The sequence below is a fragment of the Staphylococcus pragensis genome (genome assembly GCF_004785665.1).
In the GTDB taxonomy this organism is placed as follows: domain Bacteria; phylum Bacillota; class Bacilli; order Staphylococcales; family Staphylococcaceae; genus Staphylococcus; species Staphylococcus pragensis.
On the sequence record NZ_SRPJ01000005.1, the window covers coordinates 37,188 to 63,201 of the forward strand.

General features: G+C 33.3%; 17 protein-coding genes, 2 tRNA genes, 1 pseudogene, 1 riboswitch and 1 other annotated feature (1 of these 22 running past the window's edge). Of the genes and pseudogenes, 19 read left to right on the plus strand and 1 reads right to left on the minus strand.

Features of this window, described 5'->3' with window-relative positions:
- Positions 1-149 (plus strand) — a binding site (T-box leader) (it extends 56 nt beyond the left edge of the window).
- An 83-nt stretch (positions 150-232) separates the two neighbouring features.
- The 19 genes from serS to E2558_RS09475 all read left to right on the plus strand — a co-directional run bounded on the left by serS (position 233) and on the right by E2558_RS09475 (position 25,740).
- Positions 233-1,519: a serine--tRNA ligase gene (gene serS / locus E2558_RS09385; RefSeq protein ID WP_126564588.1), complete on the plus strand. Its 1,287-nt coding sequence runs from the start codon at positions 233-235 to the stop codon at positions 1,517-1,519.
- A 444-nt stretch (positions 1,520-1,963) separates the two neighbouring features.
- Positions 1,964-2,659, plus strand: a complete 696-nt coding sequence (locus E2558_RS09390) for an AzlC family ABC transporter permease (protein WP_126564587.1) — start codon at positions 1,964-1,966, stop codon at positions 2,657-2,659.
- The gene (locus E2558_RS09395; protein WP_126564586.1) at positions 2,656-2,985 is read left to right on the plus strand and encodes an AzlD domain-containing protein; all 330 of its coding nucleotides are present in this window, start codon (positions 2,656-2,658) and stop codon (positions 2,983-2,985) included. The genes E2558_RS09390 and E2558_RS09395 overlap by 4 nt, the downstream gene beginning before the upstream one ends.
- 98 nt (positions 2,986-3,083) lie before the next feature.
- Positions 3,084-3,187, plus strand: a riboswitch (SAM riboswitch).
- Between the two features lie 72 nt (positions 3,188-3,259).
- Positions 3,260-4,228 carry a homoserine O-acetyltransferase MetX gene (gene metX / locus E2558_RS09400; RefSeq protein ID WP_126564585.1) on the plus strand — a complete coding sequence of 323 codons (969 nt, stop codon included), beginning with the start codon at positions 3,260-3,262 and terminating at the stop codon, positions 4,226-4,228.
- An 85-nt stretch (positions 4,229-4,313) separates the two neighbouring features.
- Entirely contained in the window at positions 4,314-5,240 is a 927-nt protein-coding gene (locus E2558_RS09405; RefSeq protein WP_126564584.1) for a YybS family protein, read from the plus strand.
- Between the two features lie 27 nt (positions 5,241-5,267).
- Complete coding sequence (locus tag E2558_RS09410; RefSeq protein ID WP_126564583.1) at positions 5,268-7,235, plus strand: DHH family phosphoesterase; 1,968 nt, start codon at positions 5,268-5,270, stop codon at positions 7,233-7,235.
- Positions 7,232-7,678 (plus strand): 50S ribosomal protein L9, encoded by a 447-nt coding sequence (gene rplI, locus E2558_RS09415; RefSeq protein WP_126564582.1) that lies wholly within the window; start codon positions 7,232-7,234, stop codon positions 7,676-7,678. The genes E2558_RS09410 and rplI overlap by 4 nt, the downstream gene beginning before the upstream one ends.
- A gap of 739 nt (positions 7,679-8,417) precedes the next feature.
- On the plus strand, positions 8,418-9,818 hold the full coding sequence (dnaB, locus tag E2558_RS09420; protein ID WP_126564581.1) for a replicative DNA helicase: 1,401 nt from the start codon (positions 8,418-8,420) through the stop codon (positions 9,816-9,818).
- Positions 9,819-10,105: 287 nt separating this feature from the next.
- Positions 10,106-11,389 (plus strand): adenylosuccinate synthase, encoded by a 1,284-nt coding sequence (locus E2558_RS09425; RefSeq protein ID WP_126564580.1) that lies wholly within the window; start codon positions 10,106-10,108, stop codon positions 11,387-11,389.
- A 451-nt stretch (positions 11,390-11,840) separates the two neighbouring features.
- A tRNA-Glu gene (locus E2558_RS09430) sits at positions 11,841-11,915 on the plus strand.
- 7 nt (positions 11,916-11,922) lie between these two features.
- Positions 11,923-11,995: transfer RNA gene (locus tag E2558_RS09435), tRNA-Asp, on the plus strand.
- A 532-nt stretch (positions 11,996-12,527) separates the two neighbouring features.
- Positions 12,528-13,229, plus strand: a complete 702-nt coding sequence (yycF, locus tag E2558_RS09440) for a response regulator YycF (RefSeq protein WP_103297271.1) — start codon at positions 12,528-12,530, stop codon at positions 13,227-13,229.
- Positions 13,230-13,241: 12 nt separating this feature from the next.
- Complete coding sequence (gene walK / locus E2558_RS09445) at positions 13,242-15,068, plus strand: cell wall metabolism sensor histidine kinase WalK (protein WP_126564579.1); 1,827 nt, start codon at positions 13,242-13,244, stop codon at positions 15,066-15,068.
- Entirely contained in the window at positions 15,058-16,389 is a 1,332-nt protein-coding gene (locus E2558_RS09450) for a YycH family regulatory protein (protein ID WP_126564578.1), read from the plus strand. Before walK ends, E2558_RS09450 begins: the two co-directional genes overlap by 11 nt.
- Positions 16,390-17,181 carry a two-component system regulatory protein YycI gene (locus E2558_RS09455; RefSeq protein WP_126564577.1) on the plus strand — a complete coding sequence of 264 codons (792 nt, stop codon included), beginning with the start codon at positions 16,390-16,392 and terminating at the stop codon, positions 17,179-17,181.
- Positions 17,182-17,792: 611 nt separating this feature from the next.
- Positions 17,793-18,593: an MBL fold metallo-hydrolase gene (locus E2558_RS09460; protein WP_126564576.1), complete on the plus strand. Its 801-nt coding sequence runs from the start codon at positions 17,793-17,795 to the stop codon at positions 18,591-18,593.
- A gap of 403 nt (positions 18,594-18,996) precedes the next feature.
- Positions 18,997-19,476 carry a 23S rRNA (pseudouridine(1915)-N(3))-methyltransferase RlmH gene (rlmH, locus tag E2558_RS09465; RefSeq protein ID WP_126564575.1) on the plus strand — a complete coding sequence of 160 codons (480 nt, stop codon included), beginning with the start codon at positions 18,997-18,999 and terminating at the stop codon, positions 19,474-19,476.
- Positions 19,477-20,271: 795 nt separating this feature from the next.
- Positions 20,272-25,251, plus strand: coding sequence for a DUF4011 domain-containing protein (locus tag E2558_RS09470; protein WP_229716430.1), 4,980 nt, complete (start codon positions 20,272-20,274; stop codon positions 25,249-25,251).
- Complete coding sequence (locus tag E2558_RS09475) at positions 25,252-25,740, plus strand: hypothetical protein (protein ID WP_126564574.1); 489 nt, start codon at positions 25,252-25,254, stop codon at positions 25,738-25,740. It begins immediately after the preceding gene.
- On the opposite strand, the pseudogene E2558_RS12480 reads toward E2558_RS09475, so the two are convergent.
- Positions 25,737-25,973: pseudogene (locus tag E2558_RS12480) on the minus strand (IS5/IS1182 family transposase); the annotation flags it as partial. The gene E2558_RS09475 and the pseudogene E2558_RS12480 overlap by 4 nt on opposite strands.
- Positions 25,974-26,014: the final 41 nt, after the last annotated feature.

Genomic DNA, 26,014 nt, shown 5'->3' on the forward strand with positions numbered 1-26,014 from the left:
AGTGTGAACAAGTAATTAATGATTATGCGAATCTACCTACAATTGTGAGCAATCGGTAATAACCGTTATTTTAGTAAAGTGCAATTTAGTGCATGATCTATGTATTAAATTGTTAAATAGGGTGGCAACGCGTAGACCACGTCCCTTGTGAGGGATGTGGTCTTTTTTTATTTATTTAAAAGTAGCGACCATTCTTAATAATTTTTTCAAAAATGGGAAGGATGAATGTTAAATGTTAGATATCAGACAATTTAGAGATGAAACTGACAAAGTTAAGAGTAAAATTGAGTTACGTGGAGACGATCCAAAGGTTGTCGACGAAGTATTAGAATTAGATAACCAACGTCGTGAATTAATTGGTAAGACTGAAGAAATGAAAGCACGTCGTAACAAAGTAAGTGATGAAATCGCTCAAAAGAAACGTAATAAAGAAAATGCTGATGACGTTATCAAAGAAATGCGTGAACTTGGCGATGAAATCAAAGAAAACGACGCTAAATTAAATGAAGTAGATAATAAAATTAGAGACATCTTAATTCGCATCCCTAACTTAATCGCAGACGATGTACCACAAGGTGACTCTGATGAAGATAACGTAGAAATCAAAAAATGGGGTACGCCTCGTGAGTTCGATTTCGAACCTAAAGCACACTGGGACTTAGTTGAAGAATTAAAAATGGCTGACTTCGAGCGAGCTGCAAAAATCTCAGGTGCACGTTTCGTTTACTTAACTAGAGACGGTGCGTTATTAGAACGTGCGTTAATGAACTACATGCTTACTAAACATACAACTGAGCACGGTTATACTGAAATGATGACACCTCAATTAGTTAATGCAGATACTATGTTCGGTACAGGTCAATTACCTAAATTCGAAGAAGACTTATTTAAAGTTGAAAAAGAAGGTTTATACACAATCCCAACTGCAGAAGTTCCATTAACAAACTTCTACAGAGACGAAATCATCCAACCAGGCGTGTTACCTGAAAGATTCACTGCTCAAACTGCATGTTTCCGTAGTGAAGCGGGTTCAGCTGGTAGAGATACAAGAGGTTTAATCCGTTTACACCAATTCGACAAAGTTGAAATGGTTCGTTTCGAACAACCAGAAAATTCTTGGGATTCTTTAGAAGATATGACTCAAAATGCTGAAGCTATCTTAGAAGAATTAGGTTTACCATACCGTCGTGTTATCTTATGTACTGGAGATATCGGTTTCAGTGCAAGTAAAACTTACGACTTAGAAGTTTGGTTACCAAGTTACAACGACTATAAAGAAATCAGCTCTTGCTCAAACTGTACTGATTTCCAAGCGCGTCGTGCAAACATCCGCTTCAAACGTGACGCTTCTGCTAAACCAGAATTAGCACACACATTAAATGGTAGTGGTCTTGCAGTTGGTCGTACATTCGCAGCTATCGTTGAAAACTATCAAAACGAAGACGGTTCAATTACAATCCCAGAAGCATTAGTACCATTCATGGGTGGTAAAACTGAAATCCGTCCAGTAAATGACTAATCTAAAATTTAAATAGAGGTTTATTAAGAAAAGTGGCTGGGACATAATAAAATGTCTCAGCCTACTTTAGCATTTTGGCAGTAGCTGACTGATTTGAAAATGTAATCAAATCTAGTCATCCTTGCCAGGGCGGGACAACGAAATTACTTTAATTTCTGTCCCGCTCCTTTTTTACGTCTATAAATCACTTTTTCTTGCTAAAGTAGCGCAGTAAAATATATCAAATAAGACCACTCTTATAGAGGTAACTCTACTTTGATTCTCTAAAATTCCGACATTTTAAAATACCTTAATATCAACGTTTTAACACATCTTTCAGTATAACTTCACACAACCCTACGTCTAAGACTATTGCTACTATTCAGGGCGTGTATTAGACTAAGTTTAATTACTTATAGATTCATTTTTTCTTTAATACAAAATTTAATCAAAGGGGGTACTTAGATGACGTCACATGTGACATTTAAACAAGGGGTTAAAGAATGTATTCCTACATTATTAGGATATATCGGAATTGGATTGTCATTTGGAATCGTGGCGGCTTCCCAACATTTTAGTGTTTTAGAAATTCTGTTGCTATGCTTACTCGTTTACGCAGGCGCAGCACAATTTATTATTTGCGCACTTGTAATTACAGGTACACCTATGTCTGCAATTGTCTTAACGACATTAATTGTAAATTCACGTTTCTTTCTCTTATCAATGACACTCGCACCAAACTACAAAGATTACGGCTTTTGGAATCGTTTAGCCATGTCTTCCATTCTTACTGATGAAACATTTGGTGTAGCCATTACGCCTCATTTAAAAGGGGAAAAGATTAACGATCGCTGGTTACACGGTCTAAATCTCACAGCCTATACGTTTTGGGCACTCGCAAGCATAGCAGGTGCCGTATTCGGTAAATACATTTCTAACCCAGAAATGTTTGGGCTAGACTTCGCCATCACGACCATGTTCATTTTCCTGGCAATGGCACAATTTGAAACTATTAGAGGCTCAAAGATTAAAATATATCTCGTATTAATCGCATGCGTCATTGTGATGATGCTCATTTTAAGCTGGTTCATGCCATCATATGTCGCTATCCTTATCGCATCCACCTTTGCAGCAACACTAGGGGTGGTGATGGACCGATGACAACATCTTGGCATATGTTTATCCTAATCGTCTTATGTGGACTCGTAACCATAATCATTCGAATCCTACCATTCTTGATGATTTCACGAATACAACTCTCAGAAACCGTCATTAAATGGTTATCATTCATCCCAATCACATTGTTCACAGCACTCATCCTAGACGGCATCATCATGCAACAAGAAGGCGTTCAAGGTTACACACTTAACATCCCGTATATCATCGTAACCATCCCAACCGTCATCATTGCACTTGTTACACGCAGTCTGACTATAACTATACTCGTCGGCATCGCACTTATTGCCGGGATACGTTTCTTCTTTTAAAAGGCAGTCCCAAATAGCTGACGATTGAAGTTATACCGACAATCAGATAAAATAAATTCAAACTAAAGTTAACGTGTAAATAAATAAAATAACATGAAACCTTATTATGAGAAGCAGAGGGACTTGGCCCAAAGAAGCTTCAGCAACCGGCAACTTCACGTACGGTGCTAAAACCAACGAGACACTACTCGAATGATAAGTATTAAAGCACAACCGCTTCTTACTTCTTCTAACAAGAGTAGGAAGCGGTTTTTATTTTAAAGGAGGTAATCGCATGACAAATTATACCGTAGATACTTTGAACCTAGGATCTTTTACGACAGAATCAGGAGAAACCATTGAGAATTTGCAGTTACGATACGAACATGTCGGCTATTCAGGTCAGCCACTTGTCGTGGTTTGTCATGCCCTTACAGGTAATCATTTAACCTATGGCACAGATGAACATCCAGGATGGTGGCGTGAAATCATTGATGGTGGCTACATGCCCATCTATGATTACCAATTTCTTACATTTAACGTTATCGGTAGTCCATTCGGTTCTAGTTCGCCATTAACGGATCCACATTTTCCAAAGCAATTAACCCTAAGAGATATAGTTAAAGCTATTGAAAAGGGCATTCAGGCACTCGGCTTCGATAGAATTAATATCTTAATCGGGGGCAGTCTTGGTGGTATGCAAGCGATGGAATTGCTCTATAACAACCAATTTCAAATAGATAAAGCAGTCATCTTAGCTGCTACGGACAAAACATCGTCATATAGTCGTGCCTTTAATGAAATTGCACGTGAAGCCATTCAGTTAGGTGGCAAAGAAGGTTTGAGTATCGCACGCCAACTTGGCTTTCTTACTTATCGCTCCTCTAAAAGTTACGATCAACGTTTTACGCCAGATGAGGTGGTTACTTATCAACGCTACCAAGGCGACAAATTTAAAGAAAGCTACGATTTAACATGTTATTTAACTATGTTAAATGTATTAGATAGTCATAATTTAGATCGAGGTCGTGATGATGTTGATGAAGTGTTGCAGTCTTTAGATACGAAAGTCTTAACAATGGGCTTTACAGACGATTTACTCTATCCAGATGATCAAGTAAGAGCAGTAGGGGAGCGGTTTAAATATCATCGTCACTTCTTTGTGCCAGATAATGTCGGCCATGATGGTTTCCTATTAAACTTTAATGACTGGGCGCCAAAACTCTATCATTTCTTAAAGGTCACTCATTTCAAACGTAAATAATGGGAAAGACTTCTAATAAGAAGCATTCGCGCTATTTGTTTTAATCTTCCATAGAGGTTAAAATAGAGGTTATAGTCAAAAAAGTATAGGAGTGGCGAATGTGTTTTCAAAAGTACATCCTAAAGCAACCATTCTAGGAACGTTAGCACTTGTGGTTGTTGCTTTAGTAACGTATGTATTACCAGTTCTTGGTTTAATATTATGTCTATTCGCTACCATTCCCGGTGTGATTCTATGGAACAAATCGATACCATCGTTTGGAATTGGAGCTTTAGTAACCGTAATCTTAACCACTTTATTAGGTAATACGTTCGTATTAAGTGCCATGATTTTAGTTTTATTATTTAGTTTCGTAATTGGCCAATTATTAAAAGAACGTGCTTCTAAAGAACGTATCTTATATATAGCCACAGCTTATTTAAGTATATTTACTTTAGTCGCAATGATGTTATTACAAGTATTTAAAAAAATTCCAAGTGCCTCAACACTAATTAAACCATTTAAAGATACAATGCATGAAGCGATTGTAACCGCAGGCGTGGAATCAGATTATAAAACGATTTTAGAAGAAGGCTTCCGACAAATGTCAGTTCAACTTCCAAGTTTTATCATCATTTTAATTTTTATTTTTGTTTTAATTAATCTAATTATTACATTTCCAATTCTTCGTAAATTTAAAGTAGCAACACCTATTTTTAAACCGCTATTTGCTTGGCAAATGAATCGTTCATTACTATGGATATATATGGTTGTATTGCTATGTGTCATGGTGGCAACTGAACCAAGTATTTTCCAAAGTATCGTGTTAAATTTCGAAGTTGTGTTATCATTATTGATGTATATCCAAGGATTGAGCTTGATTCATTTCTTTGGTAAAGCAAGACGTATGCCAGACGGTGTTTCAATATTATTAATGGTCGTGGGGACAATTATAACGCCATTTACACATATTGTTTCATTACTTGGGGTACTTGATTTAGGAATTAATTTAAAACGAATGATTAAAAAATGACTTTAAAAAGCGAATAGAGGTGGAACAATGAACCGTCAATCCACTAAAAAGGCATTAATGATACCTTACATTTTAATGGTACTTACTGCGATAGCACTTGTTGTCGTATGGTTTATTTTTAAGCCATTAGTCGCAACGATTGCGGCTGCAATCTTAGCAGTCGTGATTATTATCAGTATCGTCTTAGTAAGACAAGCCTTATTAAAAATGGATAATTATGTGGATAACTTGAGTGGTCATGTGTCGGCAGGAAGTAATAAAGCAATTAAGCGTATGCCGATTGGTTTGGTTGTTCTTGATGAGGACAATCATATTGAATGGATTAACCAATACATGTCTGAACACTTAGAAACAAATGTCATTTCAGAACCAGTTAATGAAGTGTTTCCTAACATTTTAAAGCAACTTGAAAAGGTTCAAGAAATTGAAATCGAACATGGTCAATATCATTATCATGTACGTCATTCTGAAGAAGAGAATTGTTTATACTTCTTCGATATTACTGAACAAGTACATACAAATGAATTGTACGAAGAATCGAAACCAATTATTGCAACGCTTTTCCTAGATAACTACGATGAAATCACGCAAAATATGAACGATACACAACGTTCTGAGATTAACTCAATGGTGACGCGTGTCATTAGTCGTTGGGCTTCTGAGTATAATATCTATTTCAAACGTTATAATTCAGATCAATTTGTTGCTTACTTAAATCAAAAGATTTTAGCTGAAATTGAAGAATCTAACTTTGAAATTCTCAGTCAGTTACGTGAAAAGAGTGTCGGTTACCGCGCTCAATTAACACTAAGTATTGGGGTCGGGGAAGGCACTGAGAACTTAATCGATCTTGGTGAACTATCTCAATCAGGTCTTGATTTAGCATTAGGACGTGGTGGGGACCAAGTCGCTATTAAGAATATGAACGGTAATGTCCGCTTCTACGGCGGTAAGACTGACCCGATGGAGAAACGTACTCGTGTAAGAGCGCGTGTTATCTCTCATGCATTAAAAGATATCTTAACTGAAGGCGATAAAGTGATTATTATGGGGCATAAACGTCCTGACTTAGATGCGATTGGTGCCGCAATTGGTGTTTCTCGTTTCGCACTAATGAATAATTTAGAAGCCTACGTTGTATTAAATGAAGAAGATATCGATCCAACGTTACGTCGTGTGATGGATGAAATCGATAAGAAACCCGAGTTGAAAGAACGTTTCGTAACGTCTGATGAGGCTTGGGATATGATGACATCTAAAACCACGATTGTAGTCGTAGATACGCATAAACCTGAAATGGTTTTAGATGAAAATATTCTAAATAAAGCAAACCGTAAAGTGGTTATTGACCACCATAGACGTGGCGAAAGCTTTATTTCAAACCCATTATTGGTATATATGGAACCATACGCAAGTTCGACTGCCGAACTTGTGACTGAGTTACTTGAATATCAACCAACTGAACAACGCTTAACACGTTTAGAATCTACAGTAATGTACGCAGGTATCATCGTAGATACACGTAACTTTACATTGCGTACGGGTTCAAGAACATTTGATGCGGCAAGTTACTTACGTGCTCACGGCGCAGATACTATCTTGACGCAACACTTCTTAAAAGATGATGTTGATACGTATATTAATCGTTCAGAATTGATTAGAACGGTCGAAGTTCAAGATAACGGCATTGCGATTGCCCATGGTTCTGACGAAAAAATTTATCATCCCGTTACAGTTGCACAAGCTGCGGATGAGTTGTTAAGTTTAGAAGGTATTGAAGCTTCATATGTTGTGGCGAAACGTGAAGATGATTTAATTGGTATCTCTGCACGTTCATTAGGTTCTATCAATGTTCAATTAACGATGGAAGCATTAGGTGGCGGTGGTCACTTAACGAATGCAGCGACACAACTTAAAGGCTTTACAATTGAAGAAGCAATTAATCGTTTACAACAAGCAATTACTGAACAAATGAGTAGGAGTGAAGACGCATGAAAGTAATATTCACACAAGATGTTAAAGGTAAAGGTAAAAAAGGTGAAGTTAAAGACGTGCCAGTAGGTTACGCTAATAACTTTTTATTAAAAAATAACTATGCTGTTGAGGCAACTCCAGGTAATTTAAAACAATTGGAACAACAAAATAAACGTGCTGAAGCGGATAGACAACAAGAGATTGATGACGCGAAAGCATTAAAAGCTAAATTAGAAGAAATTGAAGTTGAAGTAAGTGCGAAAACAGGCGAAGGCGGTAAGTTGTTTGGTTCTGTAAGTACTAAGCAAATTGCTGAGGCACTTAAAGCACAACATGATATCAAGATTGACAAACGTAAAATGGATTTACCTCACGGTATCCACGCGTTAGGTTATACAAATGTTCCTGTAAAATTAGACAAAGAGGTTGAAGGAACTATTCGTGTTCATACAGTAGAGAAATAATACTTCTTCAAATACTTTCCTAGCGGAAAGAAATTTTGTAGGTTGGTTTTTAACTTCGCTTAAGTTGAGACGCTTGCCTAGGGGGCTGGGTCGAGCCTTGGTCTCGACACTCATCCTGCTCCCTCAGGCGTCGCTCAACTACGCTACGTTAGCCAACCACAAAATTTCTCTTTTCTAAAAAAGAATTTATTACTTTATCATAAGTGGAATTACTCAAAATTGTAATTTTAGAAACAGAGTTATTATCTAACTTACGTATTCATATATTTTATTAAGAAATTCTAATTAGAAACTTTTATCTTATTCAGTTAGCTTCGCTTTCCGTGGATACAGTCTCAGCCAGAATTACCTCACAGATAAGTCTGTGGGTAATTCTAAGGTCTTCGACTTGTATTGTTTCCACAGGAGTCTCGCTACTTTATTCGATATGTTTCTAAAAGAATTTCTAATATTCTTATATAAAGTAAATGATTTTAGAATCTAAACTAATCAAGGCATTAGTATGTTAAGGAATTAAATTTTTATAGATTAAGATAGACAACGAATGATGTTGTACGACTCTTGGTGGAAAAGAAAGAGCTTAAGACTACAGGCTTAAGCCTTTCCCGCAAGAAAACGTCACAACAGAATGAGTGAATGATTATAAGAAATAATCAAAGTAAGAATTAAAATATAATTGAACAATGTTGCACTGTATTTGTGAAATTTGAGATGGATTGATTTAGAGGTGTGATGATTGATGGATAATATGTATGATCAAAAACAAATGCCCCATAATAATGAAGCTGAACAATCTGTCTTAGGTGCAATTATTTTAGATCCACAATTAATTGGAACGACTCAGGAGGCCCTACTTCCTGAGTCATTTTATCGAGGCGCCCACCAACATATCTTCAGAGCAATGATGAACTTGAATGAAGATAGTAGCGAAATTGATGTTGTTACGTTAATGGATCAATTAACGAAAGAAGGTACATTAAGTGAAGCTGGTGGTCCTCAATATTTAGCGGAACTCTCTAATAATGTACCGACGACACGAAACATTCAGTATTATACGAATATCGTTGCTAATTTGGCATTAAAACGTAGATTAATTCAAACAGCGGATAGTATCGCCAATGATGGTTATAATAATGAACTAGAATTAGATGCAATTCTAAGTGATGCAGAGCGACGTATACTTGAGTTATCCGCTAACCGTCAAAGCGATGGTTTCAAGGACATTAGAGATGTTCTAGGACAAGTATATGAAACGGCAGAGGAACTTGACCAAAACAGTGGCCAGACGCCTGGTATTCCTACAGGGTATCGTGATTTAGACCAAATGACGGCAGGATTTAACCGTAATGATTTAATCATTTTAGCGGCACGTCCTTCGGTAGGTAAGACTGCCTTCGCTCTTAATATTGCTCAAAAGGTAGCGACGCATGAGGATAACTACACTGTGGGCATCTTCTCGCTTGAGATGGGTGCAGACCAATTAGCGACGCGTATGATTTGTAGTTCTGGGAATGTAGATTCAAACCGTTTAAGAACAGGTACAATGACGGAAGAAGACTGGAATCGTTTTACGATTGCAGTTGGTAAGTTATCTCGTACGAAGATATTTATTGATGACACACCAGGTATTCGAATTACAGATTTACGTTCTAAATGTCGTCGTTTAAAACAAGAACATGGTTTAGACATGATTGTGATTGACTATTTACAATTGATTCAAGGTAGTGGGTCACGCTTTTCAGATAACCGTCAACAAGAGGTTTCGGAAATTTCACGTACGTTAAAAGCGATTGCGCGTGAATTAGAATGTCCGGTTATTGCTTTAAGTCAGTTATCTCGTGGTGTAGAACAACGTCAGGATAAACGTCCGATGATGAGTGATATTCGTGAATCTGGATCTATCGAGCAAGATGCGGATATTGTTGCATTCTTATACCGTGACGATTATTATAATCGTGGTGAAGGCGAAGATGACGATGATAGTACAGATTTCGAACCGCCATCTAATGATGATAATGGGGAAATTGAAATTATCATTGCTAAGCAACGTAATGGCCCAACTGGAACCGTGAAACTACACTTTATGAAACAATACAATAAATTTACAGATATTGATTATGCTCATGCTGAAATGACATAATAAATTAAAAAATATTTTTACCGTACATTTTTTATTAATTATAATTCAATGTACGGTTTTTATTTTGTTTAGACCTAATCACATTTTTTGAAGTATGTGTTCTTCATTTTGAAAAATGTGCTATGAAATGTTGATATTACAGGAACTTTCAAAGTTTATCGATTAAATTCATTTTCAAAAAGAGAAGTGATAAGTGTAAAACTCAACGTTCGATTTTTATTTGCATTATGAGGTTCGTATTGATAGAATACTTAATGGTTAATTGAGAAAACTTTGGAGGTGCTCACATGTCATCAATCGTAGTAGTTGGGACACAATGGGGAGACGAAGGTAAAGGTAAAATTACAGATTTCTTAGCGGAACAAGCAGATGTTATTGCACGTTTTTCAGGTGGTAATAACGCAGGCCACACAATTCAATTTGGCGGAGAAACGTACAAATTGCATTTAGTGCCATCAGGTATTTTTTATAAAGATAAATTAGCAGTGATTGGTAATGGTGTAGTTGTTGATCCAGTTGCATTATTAAAAGAATTAGACGGTTTAAATGAACGTGGTGTGTCTACGTCAAACTTACGCATTTCAAACCGTGCGCAAGTGATTCTTCCTTATCACTTAGCACAAGACGAATACGAAGAACGTCGTCGTGGCGATAATAAAATCGGTACAACTAAAAAAGGTATCGGTCCAGCTTATGTAGATAAAGCGCAACGTATTGGTATTCGTATGGCTGATTTATTGGAAAAAGAAACTTTTGAAAGACGCTTAAAAGAAAATATTGAAATTAAAGATGCTTATTTCAAAGGTATGTTCAATGAATCTTGTCCACGTTTCGATGAAATCTTTGATGAATACTATGCTGCAGGTCAACGCTTAAAAGAGTTTGTTACTGACACAGCTAAAATCTTAGACGATGCTTTTGTAGCTGAGGAAAAAGTATTATTTGAAGGTGCACAAGGTGTAATGTTAGATATCGACCACGGTACATATCCTTTCGTAACTTCAAGTAACCCTGTTGCAGGTAACGTGACAGTTGGTACTGGTGTAGGCCCAACTTTCGTATCTAAAGTGATTGGTGTATGTAAAGCTTATACATCTCGTGTAGGTGATGGTCCATTCCCTACTGAATTATTTGATGAAGATGGTCACCATATCAGAGAAGTTGGTCGTGAATATGGTACAACTACAGGTCGTCCACGTCGTGTAGGTTGGTTCGACTCAGTTGTATTACGTCACTCTCGTCGTGTAAGTGGTATTACAGATTTATCTATTAACTCTATCGATGTGCTTACAGGTTTAGACACTGTGAAGATTTGTACAGCATACGAATTAGATGGAGAAGAAATCACAGAATATCCTGCGAACCTTGATCAATTACGTCGTTGTAAACCAATCTTTGAAGAGTTACCAGGATGGAAAGAAGATATTACAGGTTGCCGTACTTTAGAAGAGCTACCTGACAATGCACGTAAATATTTAGAACGTATTTCTGAATTATGTGGCGTACGCATTTCAATCTTCTCAGTAGGTCCAGACCGTGACCAAACAAACTTATTAGAACAATTATGGTAAAAGGTGTGAAAGTGAGCGCTTAGGTTTTGAGCAGAACCGAAAAGTGAGCAAAACTGTTTCTCAAGTTTTGTTGAGCTTTGAGTATTTCTGCCGAAAAACCTGCTCACTGTAGCCCGTCTATCACAAGGTGTGAAGAAAAGCGTTTAGGTTTTGGAAGGAACCGAAAAATCTGCTTATTGGAGCGTCTATCACATTGTGAATGTAAATAATGAATTGTTATTAAAGATAATTGTTTATTTAAAAAGCAGACATTGATTATTCAATGTCTGCTTTTTTTATTTTAATCGAGGTGTAAAAGGGTTGAAAATGAAGGATATGTAAACTTGAAACCCTTGATATCATAGGCTTTTCTAAGGAAAATTAAGATTTCTAAAAAAATATTAAAATTATGTAAAAAAAGTCTTGTCTTTAAATTAAAAGCTGTGCTATAATCTATCTTGTGCTTAAGAACGGCTCCTTGGTCAAGCGGTTAAGACACCGCCCTTTCACGGCGGTAACACGGGTTCGAGTCCCGTAGGAGTCACCATTTAGGAGGTCTCGTAGTGTAGCGGTTAACACGCCTGCCTGTCACGCAGGAGATCGCGGGTTCGATTCCCGTCGAGACCGTACTGCTTACCCAAAAGGGTAGGCATTTTTTTTTATGCTTTTTTTGCTTCATAACCCCTTCTTTTTTGTGGCGGTCCTCTTTATACACCCTTTTCAAAAAATAAGACTACGGGCATAGTCTAAAAGTTAAATATTCCTCAATTATATTCAATGCGTTACAGGTGTGTGACGGTGCAACACATTCTTAATATTTCAATGTGAATACTCTGATAAATGTTGATAGAGCGACTTTAAAGACGATTATCTATTTGTAATAATCTTCAAATCATGCGTCACTACGACTATTGTCTCATTTCAAAAGCATTCAACTTATTTGTAATATTAAATTAGAGTGGTAAACTTGAAACTAATATTATTCTATAAATTTAATTATGAAAATAGAATTAAGTGACTATTAATGGTAAATTATATAATAGATTAATATGCGCTATAAACTTAATTTAACGCATCAAATCACTGTTTATTCTTTACTGATTAACATAAATATTTAATGAAATATAGAACTACAATTTGAGAAATGAGGTTTATAGATATGGCAAGAAAAGTTGTTGTAGTTGATGATGAGAAGCCAATTGCGGATATATTGGAATTTAACTTAAAAAAAGAAGGTTATGATGTTTACTGTGCTTATGATGGCAATGATGCAGTGGATTTAATTTATGAGGAAGAACCAGATATCGTCTTATTAGATATCATGTTACCTGGACGCGACGGAATGGAAGTATGTCGTGAGGTACGTAAAAAATATGAAATGCCTATCATTATGTTAACGGCGAAAGACTCTGAAATTGATAAAGTGTTGGGTCTTGAATTAGGTGCGGATGACTATGTAACGAAACCGTTTAGCACACGTGAATTGATTGCGCGTGTGAAAGCGAACTTACGTCGTCACTATTCACAACCTGCTCAAGAAGTGGCGAGTACTTCTAATGAAATTACAATTAAGGATATTGTCATTTATCCAGACGCGTATTCTATTAAGAAACGTGGTGAGGATATCGAATTAACACATCGTGAGTTCGAATTGTTCCACTATTTATCTAAACATATGGGTCAGGTTATGACACGTGAACATTTATTACAAACGGTTTGGGGTTACGATTACTTCGGCGATGTACGTACAGTGGATGTAACGATTCGTCGTTTACGCGAGAAGATTGAAGATGATCCCTCTCATCCAGAATATATTGTGACACGTAGAGGCGTTGGATACTTCCTCCAACAACATGATTAGGGGTTTAAGGTTATGAAGTGGCTGAAGCAATTACAATCCCTTCACACAAAGCTTGTTATTGTCTATGTGTTACTGATTATTATTGGGATGCAAATTATTGGTTTGTATTTCACTAATAGTTTGGAAAAAGAATTAACGAATAACTTCATGAAGAATATTAAACAATATGCGACGCAGCTTGAAGTTAATATTGAACGGATTTATCGAGATGATCCGTCTAATGCACAAAAAGAAGTGCAAAGTTTATTAAATGAGTATGCCAATCGTCAAGAAATCGAAGAAATTCGTTTTATTGATAAAGATCAAATTATTATGGCAACGGCGAAGTTATCGTCTCATAATTTGATTAATCAGAAGGTAAATGATAATTCAGTTCAGAAAGCTTTATCACTAGGAGAACCTAATAATCATAATGTATTGAAAGACTACGGTAGTGGTAAAGAACGAATTTGGATTTATAATTTACCCGTGAAGAATGGTAACGAGACGATTGGTAATATTTACATAGAATCGAATATTAATGATGTATATAATCAGTTGAATAATATTAACCAAATCTTCATTATTGGTACGGCTATTTCCCTTTTCATAACGGTAATTCTTGGTTTCTTCATTGCGCGAACAATTACGCGACCAATTACCGATATGCGTAACCAAACGGTTGAAATGTCGAAAGGGAATTATACGCAACGTGTGAAGATTTACGGGAATGACGAAATTGGTGAACTTGCCTTAGCATTTAACAATTTATCGAAACGTGTGCAAGAAGCACAAGCCAATACGGAAAGTGAAAAACGTCGTCTAGATTCTGTTATCACGCATATGAGTGATGGGATTATTGCGACGGATCGACGCGGACGTGTGCGTATCGTTAACGATATGGCGCTTAAAATGTTAGGCATGGCACGAGAAGATTTAATAGGTTATTATATGTTAAATGTCTTGAATATCGAAGACGAGTTCTCTTTAGATGAGATTCAAGAGAACAATGATAGTTTCTTACTTGATATAAATGAAGAAGAAGGCATTATTGCGCGTGTGAACTTTAGTACTATTGTTCAGGAAACGGGCTTTGTAAATGGTTATATTGCCGTGCTCCACGATGTTACAGAGCAACAACAAGTAGAACGTGAACGTCGCGAATTCGTAGCCAATGTGTCTCACGAACTACGTACACCATTAACGTCAATGAACAGTTATATTGAAGCGTTAGAAGAAGGCGCGTGGAAAGATGATAATTTAGCGCCACAATTCTTATCAGTGACACGTGAAGAAACGGAACGTATGATTCGTTTAGTTAACGATTTACTCCAATTATCGAAAATGGATAACGAATCTGAACAAATCACTAAAGAAATTGTCGACTTCAATATGTTTATTAATAAAATTATTAATCGACATGAAATGGCAGCGAAAGATACAATTTTTGTGCGTGAAATTCCTCAAGATACAATTTTCACTGAAATTGATCCAGATAAGATGACGCAAGTGTTCGACAACGTTATTACTAATGCGATGAAATATTCTCGCGGTCAAAAACGTGTCGAGTTCCACGTGAAACAGAATGCGTTATATAATCGTATGACCATTCGTATTAAGGATAACGGTATTGGTATCCCTATTAACAAAGTAGATAAAATCTTTGATCGTTTCTATCGTGTAGATAAAGCACGCACACGTAAAATGGGCGGTACTGGTTTAGGTCTTGCGATTTCAAAAGAGATTGTTGAAGCACATAATGGGCGTATTTGGGCAAACAGCGTTGAAGGTCAAGGTACATCGATATTTATTACACTTCCATGTGAAGTTATAGACGATGGTGATTGGGATGAAGAGTAAGGAGTATATTAAATCTATTATTCTGATTTTATTAGTCATGATGAGTATTGTCTTAACGTATATGGTGTGGAACTTTACGCCTGATTTAACGAATATCGATAGTGCAGAGAGTAAAAAGGGTAATGTGAAGTCGATTGGTAAACCTATGGCAGCGCATATTGAGAATGTGATTGCACCGTATCAAATCGTCGAGGTTAAAGATGATAAAGTTAAAGGTATGGCGCCGTCACGTGTGCAATTATCACAAGTGTCAGAGGCTTTAAAGAATCACGAAGTAAGTAAAATTGAGCATTTACAACGCGATTATAATTTAACGCTTCCGACGTTAAATACCCGTTTTACTGTATTAGATTTTACTTATGACATGCCTTTAACTACATATTTAGGACAAGTCTTAAATACATCGGCGAAAGTGCCTAAAAACTTTAATTTTAATCGTTTATTGGTTGATGAGAATTCAAAAGGTAATTTAGAGCTATATGCGATAAGTAAAGACCGACATCAAGTGATGAAGGTAACAATGAATGCGAAAGCTAAGAATTTTGCTAAAACGATGGATCAATTAAGTGAGGATATGCAGAAATATTCAGAGATTATTACGAATAAGGATACCATTGATAAAGCGACACACGTTTTTGCGCCAAATCACCCTCAACGTATGCGTTCTTATCGTATGGTGTATGACACCATTCCTGTAGAAACGATGAATTCAATTTTATTTGATGATTCTGTTATTATTCGAAGCGGGAAAAGTGGCGCTACGACCTATAACAACAATACAGGCGTAGCGAACTATAATGATGAGAGTAAAAAATATCATTATAAGAACTTATCAGAAGATGAATCAAGTTTGAGTGATATGGATACCACGATTCCAAGTACTTTTGAATATATTAATGGTCATGGTGGCTTCTTTAACGATGATTTCCGTCTATTTAGCACAGATAATTCATCAGGTGAATTAACCTATCAGTTATTCCTCAACGGCCATCCAACATTCAATGATCAGAAGTTGAATGATATTGAAGTCACATGGGGAGAGAAAGGTATTTATGATTATAAACGGGCGTTACTGCGTTCTAGCGTGCCTTTAGAAGGTGAAAGTGTTTCTTTTGATAGTGCAGAAACAGTGCGTTCAGCTTTAGCTAACAATCATAATATTGATTTCCAAAAAGTAACGAATATGGCGGTTGGCTATCGTGAAGATGATCAACCTACGAAAGATGATATTGAAGTACAACGTAATAGTGAGTTTGTTCCAACGTGGTATGTTGAATATGATGGAGATTGGTATGCATATGAGGATGGGAGGCTTGAATAAATGAACTGGAAACGAACGAAGACATTGTTTATTTTCGTATTTGTTCTTGTTAACATCCTGTTAGTTATGATTTACATTAACAAGGTGACGAAGTCTCAGATTAATGAGTCAGAGAGTGATAATGAGGTTAATTTTCAACAGGAAGAAATTAAAATTTCGAAAGATGTGTTGAATAAAGATGTCAGCGGTACGAAGATGCAGATGATTACTGCGACGACGAAGAACTTCAATGATTATGCAGAAGATAAATCATCGTTGGAAGCGGATGATTCAGGTTATACGTTGACAGGCGAGATTAATAGTACGGTTAATGTAAGTGATAGTAATTTGAGTGATTTAAAGAATTACATTATGGATAATATTTATAATGGTAAGGCGTATCAATTAGGAAGTGTGTCAGGAGATTCGGTGACATATGAGCAAACGTATGATGGTTATCCGTTGATGAATAATAATAAGGCACGTTTACGTTTTAATGTGAGTGATGGTAAGGCGACGAGTTATAAGCAGACAGTGATGAGTAAGATTGAGCCTGCGAAGAGTGATAATAATCCTAAGAAGCAGGTGATTACGCCACGTAAGGCGATTGAGACGTTGTATTTTAATCGTTATTTAAAATCGGGTGATGAAGTATTGGATGCGAGACTTGGTTATTACTCAGTCGTGAGGGAAACAAATGTGCAGTTGTTGCAAGCGAACTGGGAGATTAAGGTGAAGCATAAAGGTAAAAATAATACGAAGACGTATTATGTTGAGGCGACATCAACCAATCCTAAGGTGATTGATAACTAGGGTTACTTTAGTGTGTTAGAGGAAAGGATAATTCTTACGAATTATTCTCGCTTCTTTGAATTTGTAATAGGTTTTATACTCTTAGCTCATTTCGTAGCGATGCTTTCTTGCGGGAAAGGCTCAAGCCTGTAGTCTTGAGGCTCTTTCTTTTCCGCCAAGAGTCGCGCTACTTCTTTCGCTAATATTTATGTTTTTATTAATTAGTGAAGAAAGAAAACAAAACGATTGCTCGAATCAATTCTTCAGAATTCTTTACTGAAATTAAGTTTAATAAACTTTTTCAATAATAAATAACTATCCTCATCCTTTCTCTTCTCTTATTTAAGAGAGGGAGTGGTTTGGATGTGGAAAGTATAGTAAGTGTGTGAGGCTTAGGTTTCATGCACTTACTTTTTTATGTTTGTGTGGAGATGGCTAATACATAAACAAGGAATTGGCACTTTAATTTCTGTGTTGGTATAGTATAATATAAAGGTATTTTTCATGGACTGGAATGTTTCGGATGATGTGAGTTGTTCGAAACATCATTTTTTAGAAAAAAAGAGTGCAGAATAAATATTTTAGACTGAAGGCACTCTAACATATAGAATAGGTTGTCAGAAGTAGAAAGGATGAGCTGCTTGATACGTATGAGTGTTCTGGCTAGTGGCAGTACGGGAAATGCCACTTATGTTGAAAGTGATAAAGGCAGTCTTTTAGTAGATGTTGGACTCACTGGTAAGAAGATGGAAGAGTTATTTAGCCAAATAGATAGAAATATGAAAGATTTGAACGGTATATTAGTTACTCATGAACATAGTGATCATATTAAAGGATTAGGTGTAATTGCGCGTAAATATGGTTTACCGATTTATGCGAATGAGAATACTTGGAAAGCTATCGATAAAAAAGACGGTAAAATTCCAATGGATCAAAAATTCATTTTTAATCCATATGAAACAAAATCCATTGCAGGTTTTGATATAGAGTCATTTAATGTATCTCACGATGCGATTGACCCTCAGTTTTACATTTTCCATAATAATTATAAGAAATTTACGATGATTACAGATACAGGTTATGTTTCTGACCGAATGAAAGGTATGATTCAAGGTAGTGATGCCTTTATGTTTGAGAGTAATCATGATGTGGATATGTTACGTATGTGTCGTTATCCGTGGAAGACAAAACAACGTATTTTAAGCGATATGGGACATGTATCAAATGAGGATGCAGGACTTGCGATGACAGATGTTATTACAGGTAACACAAAACGTATTTATCTTTCACACTTATCTCAAGATAATAATATGAAAGAGTTAGCCCGTATGAGTGTGGGACAAGTGTTAAACGAACACGATATTGATACAGAAAAAGAAGTATTATTGTGCGATACAGATAAAGCACAAGCTACACCTATTTATACATTATAAAATTTTAGACAGACGGCCTACTTACAATTTTAATAATTGTAAGTAGGTCTTTTTTTATATTTTGATGTAATTATCTAATAATTTGAACTATACATTAATATTCATAAGTAACCCTATAAAAGTAAGATTTAGTTAAAATATGTGAATAAATATTTAAGACTTACTTTGAGTTATCCCCAAAAATGATTTAAGTTACCCACTATTGTGTATAATACACACAGAAATACTCACATTATTCACAGAGTTATCCACAAAATAAAGGTGTTAATAACATATTTTAGTACTATTTCTTAATTTTTCCACAGAATTTATATACATTACTGTTATAATTAGAGGGAATTCTGTTAACAAGTGAATAACTTGTGGATAAGTGGGATAACTATTAATATCTATGGAGGTTTATATGAAGATAACTATCTTAGCTGTGGGTAAATTAAAAGAAAAATATTGGAAACAGGCTATTGCAGAATATGAAAAAAGATTAGGTGCTTATTCCAAAATTGAAATTATTGAAGTACCCGATGAAAAAGCTCCAGAAAATATGAGCGAAAAAGAAATTGAACAAGTAAAAGAAAAAGAAGGACAACGCCTTCTAGCCAAAATTAAACCACAAGCGACTGTCATCACTTTAGAAATACAAGGGAAAATGTTGTCATCAGAAGGATTAGCACAAGAACTTCAACAACGCATGACTCAGGGACAAAGCGACTTTGTCTTTGTCATTGGAGGATCTAACGGATTGCATGAGGATGTCTTAAAACGCAGCAACTATGCACTTTCTTTCAGTAAAATGACATTTCCACATCAAATGATGCGCGTCGTCTTAATTGAACAAGTATATCGAGCATTTAAAATAATGCGAGGCGAAGCATATCATAAATGATGCGGTTTTTTCAGCCGCTTCATAAAGGGATTTTGAACGTATCGGAACGTATGAGGTTTATGAGAATTGCTGTTATATTGTTGTGAAACATATCATAAGTGGTGTGATTTTTTAGAATCGAAATCCATCTCGAAGAAAAAGGAAAAAAATGAATAACTTAAAGGTATAGATAATATTAAATAAAATAATTTAGCGTTAACCTCAATATTATAAAGACGCATTGAAGAACTTCTTTTAATAAAACTTTATTTCATATTAAGAAATGTCAAATTCGGTTATAGATTATTGAATCTGACATTTTAATTATATATAAAGCTGATAATTCAAAGAACTATTAATATCTTGTTTATCATTTTATGTAATTTATCTTAATTAATCTTTTTATTGATACGAATGTTCTAATTATAGAATAAAAAAATAGAAAATGTAGTGGAATATAAGTATATAAAAGGGAGAGAAAGTACGGTTTCTTTTTAATAGTTGAGAAATCAATGAATTTAGAAATAGAGGTAAAAGTAAAAATTTTTGAGTTAATATATTAATCTATTAAAGTTTGAAATATTATAGTAATTTATTAAAATGTTTAATACAATAGTTTAATAGAAGTATAGCTTAAAATTTCAATTTATGGAGGAAGAATTTCGTGGAATCAGTTTTCATTGAAGACTATAATTTGAAACTTGATATAGATTATGTAGATATGTTGAATTATTCACTAACACAAAACGACTTTTCATTAATAAAAAAATTGCGATTTTTAATAACTCAGAAGAGGATGAAATTAGCAATGTTAAGTTGAAAGTTTATTCAAATACAGAATTTATTTATAATTATGAACAGTTAATTCCAGTTATTAATAATCAGCATGCATATGTTTCAGAATCAGTTGATGTAAATTATAATTATGATTTTTTTAGAAAAATTAACGAAAGAATAAAAACATATTTTTTCATAGAGTTAATAGATGAGAATGGTAACACTTTTTTTACCAAGAATTTAAAAATTAGTATATTACCTTTCGAACATTGGTTAGGAACTAATATTTATCCTCAATTAACAGCTTCATATATCGTTCCAAACGATGTAGAAGTAAAAAGAATTGTCTCTGAGGCAGGGAAAAAACTAGAAGAATGGAAAGGAGATTCTAATTTTTATAGTTACCAATCTAATAACTTAGAAGACGTAAGGTTACAGGTAGCAGCTATATATGCAACATTACAAAAAGAAAATATTGCTTATAAATATCCACCAGCAAGTTTTGAAAAATTTGGTCAAAAAATAAGATACCCACAAGAAATAATAAAATTTAAAAATGGGACGTGTTTAGATTTAAGTTTCCTTTTTGCAAGTTGTTTAGAAGCAGTGAATATTAATCCTATAGTGATTTTTATTAAAGGACATGCTTTTATTGGTTTTTGGTTAAAAAATCAAAATTTGATAGGTTCATATTCAAATGATTACACAGATATTTCTAAAAGAATTTCAGTAGGAACTAAAGAGATAGAAGTGGTCGAGACGACAGCATTAGTTAATGGTAAAGATTATTCATTTGAGGAAGCTGTTAAAATAGCTTGTCAAAATCTAGACAATCCTTATAATTTTGAATATATCATTGATATCACCTCATGTAGACATATAGGTATTAGTCCAGTTGTTACTACATCAAAAGATAATTATAATTTCAAAATGAATTATAAAGAAAAAGATTATATAACCAATGCTCCATCTACAAAAATTGAGAAAATAGAAGAGATTAATTATAAGATAAATCCTAGAGAAAAGACAGATATTTGGAGTAGAAACTTATTAGATCTTACTTTAAGAAACTCTTTAATTAATTTTAGAATGAATAAAAGTGCATTACAACTAATGGTTTATGACATTGCTACCTTAGAGGATGAATTATCAACATCAAACAAATTCACTATTATTGCTAAACCAGAGAATTTATCTACTACTAATACAAGTGGGTCATTTTTTAAAGCTAATTCAATAGAAAGCCAATATAAAAATTTAATTGATGCTGATTTCAATGAAGGTAGAATTCGAAGTTTTTTAACTAATTATATGTTAAATAAACAATTAAAGGACTTATATAGAAAAGCAAAATTAGCATTAGAAGAAAACGGAGCAAACTCATTATTTTTAGCAATAGGATTTTTAACGTGGAATGACCAAAAAAATATTGATATGAATTATATGGCTCCAATTTTACTATTACCTCTCTCTATAGAAAGAAAAACTGCAACCAGTAACATTCAATTAGAATTAAGTGAAGACGAACCACAATTAAACGTAACACTAGTAGAATATTTAAAACAGAAATTTAATATTGATTTAAGGCATTTAGTAGATTTACCAAGAGATGATAAAGGTATTGATATAAAGAGACTTATAGCTACAATAAGACACGCCATCATGGATAAAAAAGGGTGGGATGTTGAAGAAATAGCTGTAGTAAGTAATTTTTCATTTAAAAAATTTGTAATGTGGAACGATTTGAAATCAAGAAAAAATGAAATTGTTTCAAATTCTAATGTAGAAGCTTTAATAACTGGAAATTATAAATCAAATAGAAATATTGAAAATATAGATGCTCAAAAGATTGAGAAAGAAGTGGAACCGAAGAACTTAAAAGTTGGTAGTTTAGTTGATTCGTCTCAATTAGAGGCAATAAAGGCAAGTGAAGAAAGTAGCTTTGTATTACATGGACCTCCAGGGACAGGGAAATCTCAAACAATTACTAATATGATAATACATAATGTTAATAGAGGAAAAAAGGTTTTATTTGTAGCTGAGAAAAAAGCCGCTCTTGAAGTTGTAAAAGATAGATTAACACAATTAGAATTCGAAGATTTTGTATTAGAATTACATTCGAATACTACGAAAAAAAGACAATTTTTAGATAAAATTGAAAAGACGCTTTCGAAAAACATGAAAAATGATTCGGCAGATATCAAAAGTAAATCAAAAAAATTATTTGAATTAAAAAATAATCTTAGTAAATATGTAGAAGCTTTACATCAAAAACATAAAAGTGGATTTAGTGTTTATGATTTAATACAAAGATATGAACAATTTGAGGAAGTAAAAAGTATAATTACCATAAAAAAAGACATAGTGACAAAACTTACTGCTAATGATATAGGTACTATTAAAGATTTATTAATTTTAATAGACAATAGTATAGATAAATTAAGTTTCAGCTTAGATAATCATCCCCTAATACCTTTTAAAATAAATAAATATAGTGTTTCGAAACGTGATAATTTTGAATATTTAATTAATGACTTTGTAGAATCTAGCAATAAAATAGTTGATCAACTATCAGAATTGTTTAATGAAAGTAATTTAAATAGTACAAATATGGAGACATTAGTCTCTTATAAGAAAATAATAAACATGATAGAAAAATATAAAGGTTCAATGACACTAAATAAAATGATAATAGAACCTAAAAGTATTTCGTTAAAGACAGTTTTTGAGTTTGCGTCTAGTGTTCTTACTAAATATATTGAGTTGAAAGATAAAATTAATAATAAATATTCAGCTGAAACCTTAAATATAAAAGTTAGTGATTTATTAACTGATTATAGAGAAATTAAAGATTCAAAAAGTTTTTTTAAGAATAAAAAAATAAAAAATTTAATAGATCTTTTAAATAATGAATTACGTGAATATAGAACTTTGGATGAAGAAGAATTTATTAATGATTTAAAAGAAATTCAAGAATTTCAAGAAATGCGTAAAACACTTCAAAAAAGGAATGAAAATTTCTTAGAATCATTTGGAGAAGCGTGGAAAGGTAGATTAACTGACTTAGATAATCTTAGATATCTAGTTGATTTTATAGAAAAAAATAATATAACAGAGCTTGAAAAATCTAAACAAAATCAAATAAACGAAATATTAAAATTAAAAATTAGTGATTATGATAAATTTAAAGACTTAAAAGAAAGAATAGATTCGTTTGAAAAAAACATTGATTCATTGAAAAATGATTATAATATTGATGAACTATATTTACTTACTCTATCTATAGAAGACTTAAACAATATAGCTAATTATTGGAAAAAAGGTATAAATGATTTAAAAACATGGGCAGTATTAAATGAAAACTTTATAAAACTAGAAAAAATTTTACAAACTAATATAAAAGATAATTTTATTAAATTACAAAGTGAATTTAGCATAGAAAAACAGTTAATGAAAACTTTAGTAGAGCAATTTATTAGTTATTATTTTTCAACAAATGAAACTTTAGATTCATTTAATGGATTTGATTTGAAAGAAAAAGTCAAACTATTACAAGAAAAAGTTAAAGAATTCAATGATTTAAGTATTATAGATACAAAAAATCAGATGAGTTTGAACTTGGAAACAAAAAGAGCAAAAGAGATATATGAAAATGATTTTTTATCCTTACAAAAAGCTATACGCAGTAAGGGAAGAGGTCAGTCAATTAGAACTATATTCAATCAGACAGCTAATGTTATTCAAGATATATTTCCTGTAATGTTAATGAGTCCTTTATCAACAGCACAATATATTGACCCTAACTTTCCGAAATTTGATTTAATTATTTTTGATGAAGCTTCTCAAATACCAACGGATATATCTGTAGGTGCTATATCCAGAGCTAAAAATTGTATTGTTGTAGGCGATCCTAAACAAATGCCTCCAACTAATTTCTTTGGTTCTAACAATATCGATGAAAATAATATTGAACTGGAAGATTTAGAAAGTTTATTAGATGACTGTTTGGCTGCTAACTTTCCTGAAAAGTATCTGAAGTGGCATTATAGATCAAATCATGAAAGTTTAATTCATTTTAGTAATAGAACGTATTACAACAGTAATCTATTAACCTACCCTTCGTCGACTAAATTAGACTCACAAGTCAGTTTTAAAAATATTAATGGTATATATAGAAGAGGTAATGGAAGAATAAATGAAGAAGAAGCAAACTATATTGTTAATTTACTTATTAATCACTTAAAAAGTGAAAGTAAGGATAGTATAGGAGTTGTTACTTTTAATAGTCAACAACAAAATTTAATTGAAAATTTATTAGAAGAAAAATTAATAGAAAATACAGATTTAGATGAAAAAAATATTAATAGTAAAGAAAGTATATTTGTTAAAAATCTTGAAAATGTTCAAGGTGATGAAAGAGATATTATAATATTTTCAACTACTTTTGGTCCTGATGAAGAAGGAAAAATGACTATGAATTTTGGACCACTTAATAATGAAGGTGGATGGAGAAGGTTAAATGTAGCTGTAACGCGAGCACGAAAGGAAATGTTAGTTATTTCTTCATTCGAACCAGAAGATATAGATTTAAATCGAACGAAAGCAGAAGGGGTAAAAAGTTTAAAAGGCTTTTTAGAATATGCACGGAATTATAGAATACTCCCACCTGTTAATAGAAATATAGTTAGAGAATCAAATAGTATTATCACTACTTTGCAAAATGAATTAGAAGAAAAAGGTTACAGTAGTCAAATTAATATAGGAAATTCTGAATTTAAAATAGATATAGGAATTTTAAACCCCAAAAATAATAATCAATTTATACTTGGAATATTGATAGATGGTGAAAATTATTATAATTCAAAAACTTCAATTGATAGAAACATTATACAACCTAGTATGCTTAAAAGCTTAGGCTGGAATATTGAAAATATTTGGTCTATAGATTGGTACGAAAATAAAAAGCAAGAGATTCAAAAAATAATAAATAAATTAAAAAAATTAGAGGAGGAAATTTAATTGAAGAGAACAATTGAAAAAAGTTTGATATGGACAGGAATAGCTATACATATCATAGGACTTTTATTAGTGACCATTGGTATTATAGGAATGTATACTGCACCAAATGGCTCTAAAACAGATAATACGATAATAATAATAACATATATACTTACTATTATATTTTTGATAATAGCAATAATAGTAGTTACTAGAATAATTAATGATAATAAACTAGCAGGTATATTATTAATTGTTATAGGCGTCTTAGTTTTAATTCCAAATTTTATTAGTGCTATTTTATGGTTGATTGCGGGTATTATGTTATTAACTAGAAAACCTAAAAATAATAAATATGGTATCAATAATAGAAATAAATATCAAGATGGAAAGAAAGAAAGTAAAGGAAAAAATGTGATAAGTAATGATCCCTTTGAAAAAAAAGGTTCAAATTCTAATCCAGAGAATAAATTAAAAAAAGAAGATGTAGAAGATCCATTTAAGTATTAATTTACTCTAAAAATAAAGATAAATAATATTTGCAATAAATAAAGGTTATAAAGTGTTTGAACATGTACAAAGGCAATTTCTATTGAATTAATATAGAAATTGCCTTTTTTATAAATTTTTTGATTATTTTCAGCTAGTTAAGTCGCTACTTTTCGTATATTGAGTGCCACTAATACAAATCCAAATTTTCTTTTAATTTTATTTATTCCTCTAACGGATATTCGAATGAAACCCGTTCTAGTAATTTAGGTTTGAACCCACCTAAGTGAATATA

Bases quoted from the DNA above. Each gene is read 5' to 3' on its own strand.
- E2558_RS09390 (WP_126564587.1), top strand. From the start codon at position 1,964: ATGACGTCACATGTGACATTTAAACAAGGGGTTAAAGAATGTATTCCT.
- dnaB (WP_126564581.1), top strand. From the start codon at position 8,418: ATGGATAATATGTATGATCAAAAACAAATGCCCCATAATAATGAAGCT.
- E2558_RS09450 (WP_126564578.1), top strand. From the start codon at position 15,058: ATGAAGAGTAAGGAGTATATTAAATCTATTATTCTGATTTTATTAGTC.
- walK (WP_126564579.1), top strand. From the start codon at position 13,242: ATGAAGTGGCTGAAGCAATTACAATCCCTTCACACAAAGCTTGTTATT.
- E2558_RS09455 (WP_126564577.1), top strand. From the start codon at position 16,390: ATGAACTGGAAACGAACGAAGACATTGTTTATTTTCGTATTTGTTCTT.
- metX (WP_126564585.1), top strand. From the start codon at position 3,260: ATGACAAATTATACCGTAGATACTTTGAACCTAGGATCTTTTACGACA.
- rplI (WP_126564582.1), top strand. From the start codon at position 7,232: ATGAAAGTAATATTCACACAAGATGTTAAAGGTAAAGGTAAAAAAGGT.
- E2558_RS09425 (WP_126564580.1), top strand. From the start codon at position 10,106: ATGTCATCAATCGTAGTAGTTGGGACACAATGGGGAGACGAAGGTAAA.
- rlmH (WP_126564575.1), top strand. From the start codon at position 18,997: ATGAAGATAACTATCTTAGCTGTGGGTAAATTAAAAGAAAAATATTGG.
- yycF (WP_103297271.1), top strand. From the start codon at position 12,528: ATGGCAAGAAAAGTTGTTGTAGTTGATGATGAGAAGCCAATTGCGGAT.
- E2558_RS09460 (WP_126564576.1), top strand. From the start codon at position 17,793: ATGAGCTGCTTGATACGTATGAGTGTTCTGGCTAGTGGCAGTACGGGA.
- E2558_RS09410 (WP_126564583.1), top strand. From the start codon at position 5,268: ATGAACCGTCAATCCACTAAAAAGGCATTAATGATACCTTACATTTTA.
- serS (WP_126564588.1), top strand. From the start codon at position 233: ATGTTAGATATCAGACAATTTAGAGATGAAACTGACAAAGTTAAGAGT.
- E2558_RS09395 (WP_126564586.1), top strand. From the start codon at position 2,656: ATGACAACATCTTGGCATATGTTTATCCTAATCGTCTTATGTGGACTC.